The sequence below is a fragment of the Chryseobacterium gambrini genome (genome assembly GCF_027920505.1).
GTDB classification, from domain to species: Bacteria; Bacteroidota; Bacteroidia; order Flavobacteriales; family Weeksellaceae; genus Chryseobacterium; species Chryseobacterium gambrini.
On the sequence record NZ_CP115857.1, the window covers coordinates 1,657,632 to 1,673,633 of the forward strand.

A 16,002-nucleotide genomic window follows, 5' to 3' on the forward strand; every position below is an offset into this window, starting at 1 on the left:
ATCTTTTTTTAGAAATATTGTTTAAAATAAACTCAAACTTTACTTTATGCATGGTTTGAATTTTTGTCACAGCATCTATTATTTTCAGCCACACCATATCAATTTTGTCACTTCTGGGCATTTCTAATTATAAGCTGTTAGAATTTTATACTCACATTTATTAATAAGCCAACTTATCACTATGTCGAAGCTTCAGTTTGTGATTAAATTTTAAATTAGTTTAAACAGATAGTATGATTAATTCCTATTCTTTTAAAAATATCAAATCAGAGCTATAATTTTCCGGATAGTTTTAATAACTTTAATGGATTGCAAAAATCATCCGGTTTCAGAATCTTTTTGGCTCTAAAATTTAATTAAAGCTTAACGCAAAAAGGTTTCAAAGGATACCACGAATTATTATTTTTGATAAATTATAAACTAGAGAATGTCATTACATTTCAATCCGAGAGATATTACCTGGCTTGCCTTCAACGAGAGGGTTTTACAGGAAGCCATGGACGAAAAAGTCCCTTTACATTTAAGAATCCGTTTTTTAGGAATTTTCTCCAACAATTTAGACGAATTTTTCCGGGTGCGGGTTGCAGGTTTAAAACGCGCCATGGATTTCAAAGAAAAAGTAATTGCGGAATCTTTTTATCAGCCGCCTTCCAAAATCCTTCAGAAAATTAATGATATTGTAATGAAGCAGCAACAGGATTTTGATAAAACCTGGAAGAAAATTCTTGCTGAAATGGCAGACCATCATGTTTTTATTAAAACTTCCAAAAATTTATCTCCCAATCAGAAGGAGTTTGTAAGAAAATATTTTGATGAAGTAGTGGAATCCAACGTCATTCCTATTTTGCTTCATGAGAATACACCGATGCCTTATATGAGGGATAAAAGTCTTTATCTGGGTGTTGCGATGAGGAAAAAAGACTGGCAATATTCCAGCAATTATGCCATTATTGAAATTCCTTCAAGGTTTGTAGGAAGATTTGTTTTGCTTCCTTCCGAAGATGTGGAAGAGAAAAATGTAATGCTTCTGGAAGATGTGATTACTTTTAACCTGCCCCATATTTTCTCTTATTTCGGATATGATGAATTTGCAGCCAATGCTTTTAAAGTAACGAAAGATGCCGAACTGGAACTCGATAATGATATCCGGACTAATTTTGCCGAAAAAATTGAAAAAGGCTTAAAAAACAGGCGAAAAGGAAAACCAACCCGTTTCGTTTTCGATAAAGATATGGATAAGGCACTTCTTGAAATGCTGATCCGAAAATTAAACCTGACGAAAAAAGACAGCATTATTCCCGGAGGAAAAATTCATAATTTTAAACATTTCATGGATTTCCCTGATGTTTTTGAGAAGTATGAAAAACCTGTTGAAAGAAGTTCTTTTACCCACCCTGCTTTTGAAAATACAGAAAGAGTAACGGATGTTATTCTGAAACATGATGTTCTTTTAACATTCCCTTATCACAAATACAATCCTGTTATCGATCTTCTACGTGAGGCAGCAATGGATCCCGATGTAAAATCGATCCAGATTACTGCCTATCGTCTGGCAAGCAGTTCGAAAATCATCAATGCTTTAATTTATGCGGCAAGAAATGGTAAAGAGGTTACGGTTATGCTTGAGCTTCAGGCAAGATTTGATGAGGAATCCAACCTTGAATGGAAAGAAATGCTGGAACCGGAAGGCATCACTGTACTTATTGGAATTCCTAATAAAAAAGTTCACGCAAAGCTATGTGTCATTAAAAAAAGATCTCATAATAAAACAATCCAGTACGGTTTCGTAAGTACCGGAAATTTCAATGAGAAAACAGCGAGAATTTATGGAGATCACCTTTTAATGACGGCGGATCGGGGAATTATGGCAGATATTAATAAAGTATTCAATGTTCTGAAAAAACCGAAAGACGATTATCTTCCGATTTTAAAAACCTGTAAAAATCTTCTGGTCTGTCCGCAGTTCATGCGTGAAAAAATCATGCATCATATTGATAAGGAAATTGAAGAAGCCAAAGCGGGAAGACATGCAGAAATGATCGTTAAAGCCAATTCGGTAAGTGACCGTTCCCTGATTGAAAAGCTATATGAAGCTGCACAAGCCGGAGTTGTCATCAGAATGATTGTAAGAGGAATTTACTGTGCTGTGAATCAGAAAGATTTTAAAGAAAAAATAAAAGCAATCAGTATCGTAGACGAATATCTGGAACATGCAAGAGTAATGTATTTTTACAATAAAGGAGCCGAAGATATGTATATTTCTTCCGCAGACTGGATGACGAGAAATTTAGATTACAGAATTGAAGCTGCCGCAAAGATTACGGATAAAAATCTGAAGAAAGAACTGAAAGACATTCTCGACATACAGTTGAAAGATAATGTAAAAGCACGTATTTTAGACAAAAAACTGAGCAACGAATACATTCACAATCCGAAGGAAGAATGCCGTTCTCAGATTGAAACATATCGATATTTAAAAGCCAAAACAAAGAAAAAATGAAGATCGCAGCCATAGACATAGGAAGTAATGCAGCCCGACTTTTGATTAATGAAGTAAAAATTAACAATAAACAACCCGAATTCATCAAACTTAATCTTTTGAGAATACCGCTGAGATTAGGTATGGATGTTTTTACCTTAGGAAAAATCGGTGAAGAAAGGGAAAAAATGGTAATCGATTCCATGAAGATTTTCAGCGATCTGATGAGAATTTATGATGTTGAACATTACCGAGCATGTGCAACGAGTGCAATGCGTGATGCTTCAAACGGACAGAAAATTATTGAAGAGGTTAAAAAGACCTCAGGAATTAATATTGAAATTATTTCCGGTGATGAAGAGGCTACTCTGGTTTTTGAAAATCATGTGGCAGAAGGACTGGATAAGGAATTTGCCTATCTGTACATTGATGTCGGCGGCGGTTCTACGGAACTTACCTTTTACGAAAACGGAAAAATGAAATACGAAAAATCTTTCAATATCGGAACCATCCGTTTGCTGAACAATCTGGTGACGCCCGACAACTGGAAAGACATGAAGGAAGAGATCCGAAAAAATATCAACAGCAAAAAGCCGATTGTTGCCATCGGTTCAGGAGGAAATATCAACAAAGTTTTCTCCATGAGCAAAACGAAAGACGGCAAACCGATGTCGCTTTCTCATCTTAAAAAGGTATATAAGGAGTTTGATGATCTTACGGTTGATGAAAGAATGACAAAATATAATCTCCGCGAAGACAGAGCCGATGTTCTGGTTCATGCGTTACAGATCTTCAATAATGTGATGACATGGTCGGAAATCAACAGGATTTTTGTCCCGAAAATATCTGTTGCAGATGGATTAATCCACAATATTTATACTAAGCTACAGGAGAAAAAGTAAGATTTACTTTAATAAATCGCAGAACCGGTCATTTCCTGACCGGTTTTTTTAGTTTTATTTAAAAAGCTAAAGACAATAAAAAATTCAATCAGGTCGTGTTTATGGAAGGATTTTTCTTTTTTTTGAAGTTTTTTATGGTTTCGGCGTGGCTTCGCCGCGCCGAAACCATAAAAAACTGAAATAGCTAAAACAAAGTACAATCACATTGAAAAATAATCATATTCAGACCTTTCTTTAGTAATTCTCCAGATTTTAGAGACAATTTTCATTAAAGTTTAAAAAAATTGTATACTTTTTGCTACCACATAAAGTAAAAGAGTACTTTAAAACGTCACCAAAAGTAATAACAGGAAAGAAATGAATTCAATAAAAATAATTCTCACAGGAGCAACAGGAATGGTAGGAGAAGGCGTTTTAATGGAATGTCTTGAAAACCCGACCATTTCTGAAATTCTGAGCGTAAGCAGAAAGCCATCCGGCAAAAAGCACGCTAAACTAAAAGAATACATTGTTTCGGATTTTTTAAAAATAGATCTGAATGATGAAAACTTCAAAGGATATGATGCCGTATTTTTCTGCGCGGGAATCAGCAGTGTAGGAATGAGCGAAGAGGAATATACGAAGATTACCTATGATACAACGCTTCATTTCGCAAAAGCCGTTCTCAATCAGAATCCAGATATGGTTTTCAACTATGTTTCAGGAGCGCACACCGACAAAACGGAAAGCGGAAAAATGATGTGGGCAAGAGTAAAAGGCAGAACGGAAAATGCACTTAGAAAATTAGGATTCAGGGCAGCATACAATTTCCGACCGGGATTTATGAAACCTGTTGAAGGTCAGGAAAATGTAAAATGGTTTTTTAAGCCGTTTATTTGGGTTTTTCCTATTTTATTACCCTCAAAATCATTAACTTTACATGAAGTGGGTATTGCAATGATCAATGCCGTATTAAAAGGGTATCCCACCTCAACATTAGAAATTAAGGACATTAAAAATCTTGCGATATGAAGGAAATGTTAAAAAGAATTTTTCTGGTAGCTTTTATTTTATTGGTTCTGACGGCAATTTCAGGATTTTTTTATATGCAGAAACATCCGTTGGAAGGGAATAAGTTTACAGGCAAAAATCTGCGTTTTTCCGGTAAGGTCTCAAAATAAGCTATCATTAGGAATAGTAAATATTAAAAATCGTTTGTCATAAAAACGATTTCCTTATTTCGTGTTTGATTATTTTTATTATTAACTTAAATTTATTCTTATCTCTTATTTATTAATCATTTCTTAAAATTACCTTAAAATCTTTGCAAAGTAGAACCTTCATTTTTGCATAAATTTAAAGTAAGTAAAAAATGATTAACAACTACTTGTTAAAAAGTTCTGTGGTCGCCGCATTCTTTCTTCAGGGAGCGGTTTTCGGGCAGAACGCTCTTATCCACTACTGGAATTTCAACAACAATGCTTCAGCAGCTTCCATCACTACCCCGACTTCCACTTTGTTGGGAGGTTCGATGACTGCCGTAACCAATGGAACTACTGAGGTAGATTTTGCCAATGGAACAGGGCAAAACTTCAACGTTGAAAATTTAAATGCGAGAAACGGAGATGTTTCAGGAACGCATTTACGCTATAATTTCCCGATCAACGGAAATCTTCAGTTCAATTTACCAACAACAGGGTACAATAATGTTGTGGTGAAATTTACGACAAGAAGATCCGGTTCCGGAGCAGGAACACAAACCTGGAAATATTCTGTGGACGGAACAAATTTCGTTACTTTTCAGACGGTTTCGCCTTTAGATGCCAATCCGCAGCTCATTACGTTAGACTTTTCAGGCGTTTCCGGAGTCGCCAACAATCCTAATTTTAAACTTAAAGTTGAGTTCTCACAAGGTTCCGGAGGAACAGTGGGCAACAACCGTTTCGATAATTTTACCGTAGATGCAACCCCAATTAACGCAGCCGATACTACTCCTCCCACCGTAACTTACCTTCCCTCAAACAACACAAATAATGCTTTAACGACTGTAAATCCTACGATTTCTTTTAATGAAAATGTAAGATTAACAGACAATTCCGCGATCAACGATTCTAATGCACAAATGCTTGTCGATTTCCGTCTTGGAAATGTTTCAGGTTCTCAGGTTCCCTTTACAACTGCGTTTTCCAGCAATAAAATTACAGTAATCCCGACTGTAGCTTTAATCCCGAACCAAACGTATTATCTGGCTTTAAAACCCAATATGGTAGAAGACACCAGTGATAATGCGGTTACAGCAGTTACTTCCACCACTTTTACCACCGCAGGAACCTCCGTTTCTCTGGATAAAAATTTTATTAAAGTCAATGAAAATGTTGGGACTTTAGCATTTAAAATAAATGTTACAAATCCGTCAAATTCAACAGTGAATTTGGTGGTGAAACCCGCTCCTTTCAGTACAGCAAACAGCAGCGACTTTACACTCGCAAATCAGACCATTAATCTTACTCCTTCCACAACGAGTTATACCGTAAACATCCCGATTATTGATGATACGCTGGAAGAACAACAGGCTGAATATTTTGTGGTAAGCCTTGAAAATCCGGTCGGAGCAACCATTTCCGGAGACAGCAATGCAACGATTTATATTGTAGATAACGATAAACCGGCTCCGGTTCCGTCCCATCAGATTTCTTTAAATTATATCGGAAGTTTTGATCCTTCGGGAACCAACACCAGTTCCACAGAAATTGTGGTTCATGATCCTGCGACCCAGAGATTATTTACCATCAGTTCCATCACCGATGTTTTTGATATTATCAATTTCAGCAATCCGACTTCGCCAACAGTTGTTAATACCATCAACATGGCTCCTTATGGCGGAATTACAAGCATCGCCGTAAAAAACGGAATTATTGCTGCGGCTTCTCCAAACACAAATCCGCAACAGAACGGTTCTGTAGTTTTCTTTGATATCAACGGAAACTTCCTGAAGCAGGTTACCGTAGGAGCTTTACCGGATATGATTACTTTTTCACCGGACGGAACAAAAGTAATGACTGCCAACGAAGGCGAACCGAACGATGCTTATACCGTAGATCCGGAAGGAACGATCAGTATTATTGATATTTCAGGAGGAATTTCCAATCTTACACAAAGCAATGTTACGACGCTTAATTTTAATGCTTTTGATGCTCAGATTTCTGCTTTATCCGCAACCGGTGTAAGAAAAGTAAGAACAAACAATACACTTTCTCAGGATTTAGAACCGGAATATATTACCATCAGTTCAGACAGCCAGAAAGCATGGGTTGCCCTTCAGGAAAACAATGCGGTTGCCGAAGTTAATTTAGGCACAAAAACCATTACTGGAATTTGGGGATTGGGTAAAAAAGACATGAGTGTTCCCGGAAACGGTTTTGATGCTTCTGATAACAACGGAGAGATCTTAATTGCAAACTGGCCTGTAAAAGCCTATTTTACTCCGGATGGCATTCAGAATTATAAAGTTGGAGGAGCCAATTATATCGTCACTGCTAATGAAGGCGACGAAAAAGACCTTTCAGGATTCAGTGAAAGAACTACAGTTGGTGCGAATGATTATACCTTAGATCCCGCTATTTTTCCACAGGCTTCTGTTTTAAAAGCTTCTTATAATTTAGGAAGATTCAGAGTTTCCAATGCGACCGGAAATACAGACGGAGATGCAGATTTTGAGGAAATTGCAGCTTTGGGAGCGCGTTCATTCTCGATCTTCAATGCAGATACCAAACAGATCGTCTACGACAGCGGCGACCGGTTTGAAAGATATATCGCAGCCAATCATCCGTTGATCTTTAATGCAGATAATGAATCTAATACTGTTAAAAGCAGAAGCCGTGCAAAAGGTCCTGAACCGGAAGGAGTGGCGTTAGGAAATATTAACGGACAAACGTACGCTTTCATCACACTGGAAAGAACCGGCGGCGTGATGGTTTATAATATTACCGATCCTAATAATCCTGCTTTTACGGATTACAAACATTCGAGAATGACTTCTGCTTACGGAGGTGATAATGGACCGGAAGGACTTATCTACATTGCCCCAGAAAATACAACTACCGGAAAAGGATATGTAATTGTTGCCAATGAAATCAGCGGCACGTTATCGATGTATGAAATCGCCAATGCGCCGACTCTGGCTACCGGAGAGGTAAAACCGGAAAAAACAACCTTCAATGTATTCCCGAATCCGGTGACAAAAGGAAATATTCTGTATTTCAACAGAGCGCAGGATTATGAATTGTATGATATGTCCGGAAAACAGATTGGAAAAGAAAAAAATGCTTTAACAATCGACACTTCGAAACTTTCTACAGGAGTATATCTTGTAAAAACTTCCGAAGGACACCTGAAAAGAGTTATTGTAAAGTAGATTATATATTATTTAGTTGATTAAAAATGAGCCTCGAGTTTTCGGGGCTTTTCTGTTTTAAAGAAATTCAGTAGTTTTAAACTTTGAAATACCATGAAAACGCAATTAGAAGAAATCATCCATCAGGTTTACCATACAGAAAAACGAAATCTTTTCACTTTTTTAACGGGAGCAGGAATTTCATCCGACAGCGGAATTCCTACCTATCGCGGAACAGACGGAATCTGGGTAAAAGGAACACAGTTTCATAAGCCTGAAGAATTCGGGACACTGAAATATTTTAAGCAAAATCCTGAAGAAGTTTTGCAATATTCTCTTTTCAGGAAAAAAATGTTTGAACATGCAGCACCCAATGAGAGTCATTTTCATTTAGCCGAAATTGAAAAGATGCTGCAGGATAGGTTTCATCTGATTACTCAAAATATAGATAATCTTCACCGACGCGCCGGAAATCATCGAATTTATGAAATTCATGGAAATAACCGTGAAATTAAATGTTCGAACGGATGTAAGGAAATTGTACATCTTCCGGAAGAAATTAAAGGCAAAAACATTGATGAAGATCTTACAGCAAAAGAGATTGAACTGCTTACCTGCTCTCTTTGCGGACACTGGATGCGCCCAAATATTTTATGGTTTGATGAATATTATGATGAAAAGACCAATAAGAAATTCAGTTCGCTGAAAGTGGCAAAAAACAGCGGAATTCTCTTTATTATCGGAACTTCAGGAGCGACAAATCTTCCTCTTGCCATTGCTGAAACTTCGTTAAAATATGGAGCTTATATTGTTAACATCAACACGGAAGACAATCATTTCACGGAACTGATTAAAAATAAAAAGAATAAACTAATTATTCGGGAAAAGTCTACTGAGATTTTAAAGGTGATTAAAGAGATTGTTGAAAATTTATCTGAAATAATTTAAGATGAATCATTCTGAAGTCAATGTTTTAATCAAAAAAGCGTTCAAGGCTAAATACAAAAGTCATTACTGGAATCAGATTACAAAATTAAGAACATTTGTAAGCAATGAAATGATTTCAAGATGTTTTGAAATGATAGATTCTGATGATGTAAAATTTAAACAAATCGGGATTGATGTTTTATGCCAATTAGGAAATAATCGTGAAAGCTTTGTTGAATCTCTTTTTGATAAAATCTTTAAAATTTTAAGAACCACGTCAGATGAAAATCTTATTTGTACAAGCCTTTTTGCCATCGGTCATAACAACCAATATTTAAAAACAAAGCATTTCAATACTTTAGAACAATTTAAAAATTCAGAATCTAAAGAAATAAGATATGCACTTACTTTTTCTCTACTCGGAGTTGAGAATTATAAAGCCGTAACAATGATGATAAAACTGGCACAGGACAGAAGCCTCAGAGTGAGAGACTGGGCTACTTTTGGTCTCGGAACACAAATCGAATGTGATAATGAAGGTATCAGACATGTTTTGTATAAGAATTGTTTTTCTAAAGACCATCAGATAAGACATGAAGCTATAAAAGGGCTTGCAAACAGAGAAGATAAGAGGGCAAAAGCTGTAATTTTGCAGGAACTTAAAAGCGAAAGCTACGAAAGCATTTTATTTGATACTCTCTTAAATATAAAACGCGGAGAGCAGTATATTCCTGATCTTATGGCTGTCTATGATAAAGTGAGGGATAACAAAAATATTAATCCACAATGGATTGCAGATCTTAAAAACTGCATTGAAATATTAAAAATCAATCAATAATCATGTTTGCATTTTCATTAGATACAGAAGAAAAAGAAAGTAAAATTATTACCTACATTGATGAAGTTAAAAATCTCGAAAGCACTAAGACAAATCTTGGATATAGAGAAATAAGATTAGTCGGTATTGAGAATATCGAAAACTTAAGGGCTGAAATTGAGAAAGCGACAAAGATTTATGATAATCAGGGCTTTTTTCATTTACTGGATAAAGATAAATCTATTGTAACAAGCACTTTTATCAGCGGAATTAAAATAATAAAGTCTAAAAAGAGCAACATCACTGTAAGCGGAACAGTCTGGTTTCATCCAAAAGGATTTCATAAATCCTGGAAAATGTTTCTCAACAATGAAATTACCGAAAGAAATTCCTGGAAAAAACTCGATAAAGATGAATTACAGGGTTGGCTGGTTTTCGCCTTACATCATCTGAAGCCTCAACCTGCAAAAGAAAATCTTATCCTCAGGCTTGATGGAAATGATTTTAATAATTTAGACGAATTTTTTTGCACTTTCGGAGAAGAGGTAAATGGAATTGCCGGATATTTTGGCAGACAACTGTATGCTTTATACGATTGTCTTCGGGGAGATTTCGGAGTAAAATCCATTTCTGAGATCACATGGTACAATCATCATCGAAGTAAAAAACTTCTGAAATCAGACTTTGACAGAATTATACATATCTTTCAAGAATTCAAAATTCATGTTATTCTAAAATAAAAAAAATCGCGGCGAAAGAATTTCGCCGCGACTGATTTTTTAATGCATATCGTCATAGATCCGTACAAGATCCACTACATTTTTTACCTTAAGTTTTTCAAAAATCTTTTTTTTGTAGGTGCTGATCGTCGACATTTTAAGATTAAGACTGTTAGAAATTTCAATATTTCCGTTTCCTTCCGCGAGAAGTTTAAAGATCTGGAATTCCCTTTTCGAGAGTCTTTCTACAGAGTGGATATCGGTAGAATGGGTAACGAGTTTTTTCATCATATCTACCGTGTAATAATATCCTTCTTCCAATATTGATTTTACACTTGCAATAATCTCCTCTTCCGTTGCTCCTTTATTAAGATATCCTGAAGCGCCTTCTTCTATATACTGAATTCCCACATTTTCGTCATACCCGGAAAAGATAAGAATTCTCAAATGTTTCTGTTTCTTCTTCAGTTCCTTCACCATTGCTTTGAAAATACTTTGCGGAATATCAATATCAATAATTAAAAGATCATATACCTTCTGGCAAACTTTTTCTTTGGCTTCAGGATAAGTTTCGGCAAAATCTATGGTACACGGATATCCAAGTTTGGTTTCTAAAATAATTGAGGTTCCCATTCTTACAACATAATGACCGTCAGCAATGAGTATATTTTTCATAGTGTTAGTTTTAAATAAATTTTCTTTACAGAAAATCACTTTTTCGTTCAATTTTACAATTTCAATACAACTTACAGACCAATATTATTTTTTATTGCAATATTCTTTCTCTGATTCGGAGAGTTTTAGAGACACCAACATACTATATAATTCTGAAATTTTCCAAACGTATAATTTTCATTTTTTTATACAGCCGTTAAAAAAACAAGAAACATTTAAAATGTAAGAATAAAAGTATATTACAAGCACACATCCCCATATCGCATTGTAAACAATTTTGTACAAAAATAAGACATATAATATTCACGAACACGTAGAATTAATACTATAAAAATTTCATAATATTATTTAAACTTTTCTTAAAAATAAGAAAGTATAGATTTAAAAACCTGTCTTAAAGCAATATATAGATAATTTAACTTCCTTAAACTATCATACTTTTTTTACAATTTCCTTCTTTCGGGATATTTTCGTGTCAGGATTTACGTTTTTTCTAACAATTCGAACTTCACGAAATTTTTTTTTATAATTATTGAATAATGATGAATTTTATGCAAATAAAAAGACAGACCTTAAAAAGATCTGTCTTATGAAGTATATATTCTGCTCTTCTACTCTACATTCAGTACTTTCTCTATTTCCGGAGCGTACTGTTTAATCGTGTTTTCAACACCTAATTTTAAGGTTGAAAAGTTTAATGAACATCCGGAACAGTTGCCTAAGAGCTTTACATAAACCAGATTGTCCTTCACATCGATAAGCTCGATATCACCGCCATCTTTGTTCAGGAACGGACGGATGCTTTCCAGAGCTTCCAAAACTCTTGTTACGGTATCTTCGTGTGTTATATTTGTTTCCATATTTTTTTCAGTTCTGTTCTGTTTTTCAGATTTGAAAAATCATTATTTTGCTTTTGGTGAGCAACCTGCCATTGTTGTAATCTTTACAGCTTCGGTAGGCGGAAGGTTTTTGTTTCTTTCTACAAGGCTTTCTACCATTTTTCGGGCAGTTGCTGTGTAGATTTCGGCAATTTTAGATCCTTCCTGTAAAGCAGCCGGTCTTCCTACATCTCCTGCTTCTCTGATGCTTTGAATTAAAGGAATTTCTCCCAATACAGGAATTCCAAGATCATCTGCCAAATACTGCGCACCCTGCTGTCCAAAGATATAATATTTATTGTCTGGTAATTCTTCCGGTGTAAAATACGCCATGTTTTCGATTAATCCAAGAACCGGAATATTGATGCTTTCCATCTGGAACATCGCAATTCCTTTTCTTACGTCTGCCAAAGCAACGTGTTGAGGAGTACTTACGATTACGGCTCCCGTTACAGGAACTTCCTGAATGATAGATAAATGAATGTCTCCTGTTCCCGGAGGAAGATCAATAAGTAAGAAATCCAGTTCTCCCCAAGCTGCATCGCGGATCATTTGGTTCAATGCCTTTGAAGCCATCGGACCTCTCCAGACAACTGCCTGATTGGCTCCCGAAAAATATCCTATTGAAAGCATTTTAACGCCATAATTTTCAATAGGCTTCATGAGATTCTTTCCGCCAATTTCTACAGAAATTGGTTTTTCTCCTTCTGTATCGAACATCGTAGGAACTGAAGGACCATAAATATCTGCGTCTAACAATCCTACTTTAAAGCCCATTTTTGCTAATGTTACCGCCATATTCGCTGCAACAGTAGATTTACCAACCCCTCCTTTTCCGGAAGCAATGGCAATAATATTCTGAATTCCCGGAATTTGTTTTCCTTTGATCTGGCTCTGCTGAATTTCACTAGGCTCCGGAGAAACGATCTTTAGTTTCAGATTGATCTCTTCACCAAATTCACTTGCAAAAGCCTGCTTCATTGCTGCTTCAAGCTTCTTTTTTTCGTGCATTGCAGGTGAGTGTGCCGTCATATCAATATATACATCGTTGCCCATGATTTGTAGGTTATTCACCAAATCGTCAACTTCTATCTCTTTAAGGAAATCCTGAACCTTTTCTTTCGTCAACATAAACTAAATAAATTGTTTACAAATTTACGAAAAATTAAGCTATTTAGAATAAGTAAAGAGACTGATAGATATTTTCTTTTGCAAAAGCGAGATTTAGTAAAAACTTAAAAGCTTCTATAAAAAATGAATTATTTCTGATTAATTCAGTATAAAATAGTGTTGTAAGGTTCAACACATTCTGCTAAATCCGTTTATCCTCATTATTAATGAAATTTTGTTAGATTTGTTGAAATCTATATTAAGTAAAAATTACATCACCAAACTAATGAACTCTAAAAAATTCATCTTACTTTTTTTTCTTACTTCCCTTTGTATCAAAGCCCAGAATTATTCGCAGTATGTGAATCCGTTTATAGGAACCGGCGGTCATGGCCACACTTTTCCGGGAGCTATTGTTCCATTCGGGATGGTTCAGCTTTCTCCCGATACAAGAATCGACGGAAGCTGGGACGGCTGCAGCGGCTATCATTATTCCGACTCTGTGATCTACGGATTTTCGCACACCCACCTCAACGGAACCGGGGTTTCGGATTATGGTGATATTATGCTGATGCCTACTATGGGAAAACCGGGTTTAACGCCGAAAGAATATTCATCCAAATTTTCTCATAAAAACGAAAAAGCCACAGCAGGATTTTATTCTGTTAAATTAGACAAACACAATATTGACGTCCGTTTAACGACGACTAAAAGAGTCGGCTACCACGAATACACCTTCAACAATGCAGGAGATGCAAATATCATTTTAGATCTGAATCACAGAGATAAACTGCTGGATGGCGAAGTAAAAATCATTGATGATAAAACGATTGAAGTTTTCCGCAGAAGTGAAGCGTGGGCAACGAACCAGTATATTTATGCAAGAATTGAATTTTCTAAGCCAATGAAAATTTCAAAAGAATTTTTAACCGGTGAAAAAACCGAAGGGATTAGTGAAGGTAAAAAGAAGGTTTCATTTAATGGAAATAAATTAGCTTTAGCTTTTTCAACGCAAGTTAAGAAAGGCGAAAAAATTCTTGTAAAAATTTCAATTTCTCCTACAGGATACGAAGGAGCAGCAAAAAATATGTTGGCTGAAGGAAAATCTAATGACTTTACAGCTATTGAGAAACAGGCTGTTGCAGACTGGAACAAAGAATTATCTAAAATCGAGGTTAAATCTTCCGACAAAAATAAACTTGCAGTTTTCTACACTGCAATGTATCACGTGTTCACACAACCGAACATCAATATGGATGTTGACGGAAAATACAGAGGGCGCGATAACAAATTCTACATGGCAAACGGATTCGATTATTATTCGGTGTTCTCGCTTTGGGATACTTTCAGAGGAGCGCATCCTTTGATGACTTTAATCGACAGAAAAAGAACGGCAGATTTCATCAACACTTTCATTAAACAATATGAACAGGGCGGAAAACTTCCGGTTTGGGAACTGGCTTCCAACGAAACGGAATGCATGATCGGTTACCACGCAGTTTCCGTTATTGCCGATGCGATGGCAAAAGGAATTACAGGTTTCGATTATGAAAAGGCATTTCAGGCATCTAAAAACTCTGCTATGTTGGATATTTTTGGGTTAAATGCTTACAAACAGAATAATTTCATCAGTATTGATGATGAGCACGAAAGTGTTTCCAAAACCGTAGAATATGCTTACGACGACTGGTGTATTGCCCAAATGGCTAAAATTTTAGGCAAAAAAGAAGACTATCAGTATTTCATGAAACGCTCCCAGAACTGGAAAAATCTGTACAATCCAAAGAACGGATTCATGCAGCCAAGAAAAAACGGAAACTGGTACGAACCTTTTGAGCCAAGAGAGGTTAACAATAATTACACCGAAGGAAATTCATGGCATTACTCCTACTCTGTTCAGCAGGATATTCCGGGACTGATCGCGGCGCATGGCGGAAAAGAAAAGTTTGAACAATTTATTGATGGTATTTTTTCTGCACCGGACAAAACAACAGGAAGAGAACAGGTGGATATTACCGGATTAATCGGACAATATGCACAGGGAAATGAACCGAGCCACCACATCGCTTATCTTTATAATTATGTAGGAAAGCCTGAGAAAACAGATGCAAAAATTAAATTCATCCTTGATAATTATTACAAAAACACACCGGACGGACTGATTGGAAATGAAGACTGCGGACAGATGAGCGCATGGTATATTCTGAGCGCGATGGGAATTTACTCTGTAACTCCCGGATTACCGGAATGGCAGACGACGAAGCCTTATTTTGATGAGGTTAAAATTCATCTGGAGGATGGAACAACGAGAATTATTACTCCCAATACAAACAGAGAAGAGCTTAAAAAACTTGGTTTTGAAAATGCAAAATCATTTAAAGATTTTAAATATGATGAATTAACGGCATCTCCTGTTATTTCTGCTGCAAGAATTTTTGATTTAAATACAAAGGTTGAGATTACTGCGCTAAATCCTGATGACAAAATTTACTATATGACGCTGGATGAGGGTGATGCAAACGTAAGAAAAATGTTTACCGCTTATAAAGGTCCTTTCAACATTACTAAAACCACTCAGGTTGCGGCTTATGCGGAAAGAAACGGCGAAAAGAGCTCAATTGTAAGAGCCAATTTCAACAGAAGACCGAATAACTGGGATATTACGGTAAATTCCACTCCTACTCCACAATATACAGCAAGCGGAAAATTATCATTAATCGACGGAATCAACGGTGACGCCAACTGGAGAAAGGGAGAATGGCTTGGTTATCAGGGACAGACTTTTGAAGCGATTATCGACATGAAATCACCTCAACAGTTCACTCAGTTATCTTCAACCTATCTTCAGGACAGCCGTGCATGGATTTTAATGCCTAAAAAAGTGGAATATTACGTTTCCAACAACGGAAAAGATTTTATTTTGCTGAAAACAGTTGAAAATATTTTAGATCCGAAAGATGAAACGGTTCAGGTAAAAGATTTTTCGACAGAAGTTCTTCCTACACAGGCACGATACGTAAAGATAAAAGCTTATCATTTCGGGAAACTTCCGGAGTGGCATCAGGGAGCCGGCGGAGATGCTTATATTTTTGTGGATGAGATTTCTGTGAAATAAAAAATTAC

The 16,002-nt window shown here is 36.1% G+C and carries 12 protein-coding genes; 9 read left to right on the top strand and 3 right to left on the bottom strand.

Annotation, left to right across the window (positions count from 1 at the left end; translation table 11 throughout):
- Positions 1-427 precede the first annotated feature (427 nt).
- The 8 genes from ppk1 to PFY09_RS07435 all read left to right on the top strand — a co-directional run bounded on the left by ppk1 (position 428) and on the right by PFY09_RS07435 (position 10,237).
- The gene (ppk1, locus tag PFY09_RS07400; protein ID WP_268054850.1) at positions 428-2,500 is read left to right on the top strand and encodes a polyphosphate kinase 1; all 2,073 of its coding nucleotides are present in this window, start codon (positions 428-430) and stop codon (positions 2,498-2,500) included.
- Positions 2,497-3,381, top strand: a complete 885-nt coding sequence (locus PFY09_RS07405; protein ID WP_256040921.1) for a Ppx/GppA phosphatase family protein — start codon at positions 2,497-2,499, stop codon at positions 3,379-3,381. The genes ppk1 and PFY09_RS07405 overlap by 4 nt, the downstream gene beginning before the upstream one ends.
- A gap of 357 nt (positions 3,382-3,738) precedes the next feature.
- Positions 3,739-4,392, top strand: a complete 654-nt coding sequence (locus PFY09_RS07410) for an NAD-dependent epimerase/dehydratase family protein (RefSeq protein WP_271161993.1) — start codon at positions 3,739-3,741, stop codon at positions 4,390-4,392.
- A complete protein-coding gene (locus tag PFY09_RS07415) occupies positions 4,389-4,541 on the top strand; it encodes a hypothetical protein (RefSeq protein ID WP_165762973.1) in 153 nt (50 codons plus the stop codon). The genes PFY09_RS07410 and PFY09_RS07415 overlap by 4 nt, the downstream gene beginning before the upstream one ends.
- Positions 4,542-4,732: 191 nt before the next feature.
- The gene (locus PFY09_RS07420; RefSeq protein WP_271161994.1) at positions 4,733-7,774 is read left to right on the top strand and encodes a choice-of-anchor I family protein; all 3,042 of its coding nucleotides are present in this window, start codon (positions 4,733-4,735) and stop codon (positions 7,772-7,774) included.
- 93 nt (positions 7,775-7,867) lie between these two features.
- On the top strand, positions 7,868-8,701 hold the full coding sequence (locus PFY09_RS07425) for an SIR2 family NAD-dependent protein deacylase (RefSeq protein WP_271161995.1): 834 nt from the start codon (positions 7,868-7,870) through the stop codon (positions 8,699-8,701).
- 1 nt (position 8,702) lies between these two features.
- A complete protein-coding gene (locus PFY09_RS07430) occupies positions 8,703-9,518 on the top strand; it encodes a hypothetical protein (protein ID WP_271161996.1) in 816 nt (271 codons plus the stop codon).
- Between the two features lie 2 nt (positions 9,519-9,520).
- Positions 9,521-10,237 carry a barstar family protein gene (locus PFY09_RS07435; protein WP_271161997.1) on the top strand — a complete coding sequence of 239 codons (717 nt, stop codon included), beginning with the start codon at positions 9,521-9,523 and terminating at the stop codon, positions 10,235-10,237.
- Between the two features lie 39 nt (positions 10,238-10,276).
- On the opposite strand, the gene PFY09_RS07440 is transcribed toward PFY09_RS07435, so the two are convergent.
- The 3 genes from PFY09_RS07440 to PFY09_RS07450 all read right to left on the bottom strand — a co-directional run bounded on the left by PFY09_RS07440 (position 10,277) and on the right by PFY09_RS07450 (position 12,900).
- A complete protein-coding gene (locus PFY09_RS07440) occupies positions 10,277-10,891 on the bottom strand; it encodes a response regulator transcription factor (RefSeq protein ID WP_271161998.1) in 615 nt (204 codons plus the stop codon).
- Between the two features lie 611 nt (positions 10,892-11,502).
- A complete protein-coding gene (locus tag PFY09_RS07445) occupies positions 11,503-11,751 on the bottom strand; it encodes a NifU family protein (protein WP_076395525.1) in 249 nt (82 codons plus the stop codon).
- A gap of 42 nt (positions 11,752-11,793) precedes the next feature.
- Positions 11,794-12,900 carry an Mrp/NBP35 family ATP-binding protein gene (locus PFY09_RS07450; RefSeq protein ID WP_271161999.1) on the bottom strand — a complete coding sequence of 369 codons (1,107 nt, stop codon included), beginning with the start codon at positions 12,898-12,900 and terminating at the stop codon, positions 11,794-11,796.
- 265 nt (positions 12,901-13,165) lie between these two features.
- Here PFY09_RS07450 and PFY09_RS07455 point away from each other — a divergent pair, with 265 nt between their 5' ends.
- Positions 13,166-15,994: a GH92 family glycosyl hydrolase gene (locus PFY09_RS07455; protein WP_271162000.1), complete on the top strand. Its 2,829-nt coding sequence runs from the start codon at positions 13,166-13,168 to the stop codon at positions 15,992-15,994.
- The last annotated feature ends 8 nt before the right edge of the window (positions 15,995-16,002 follow it).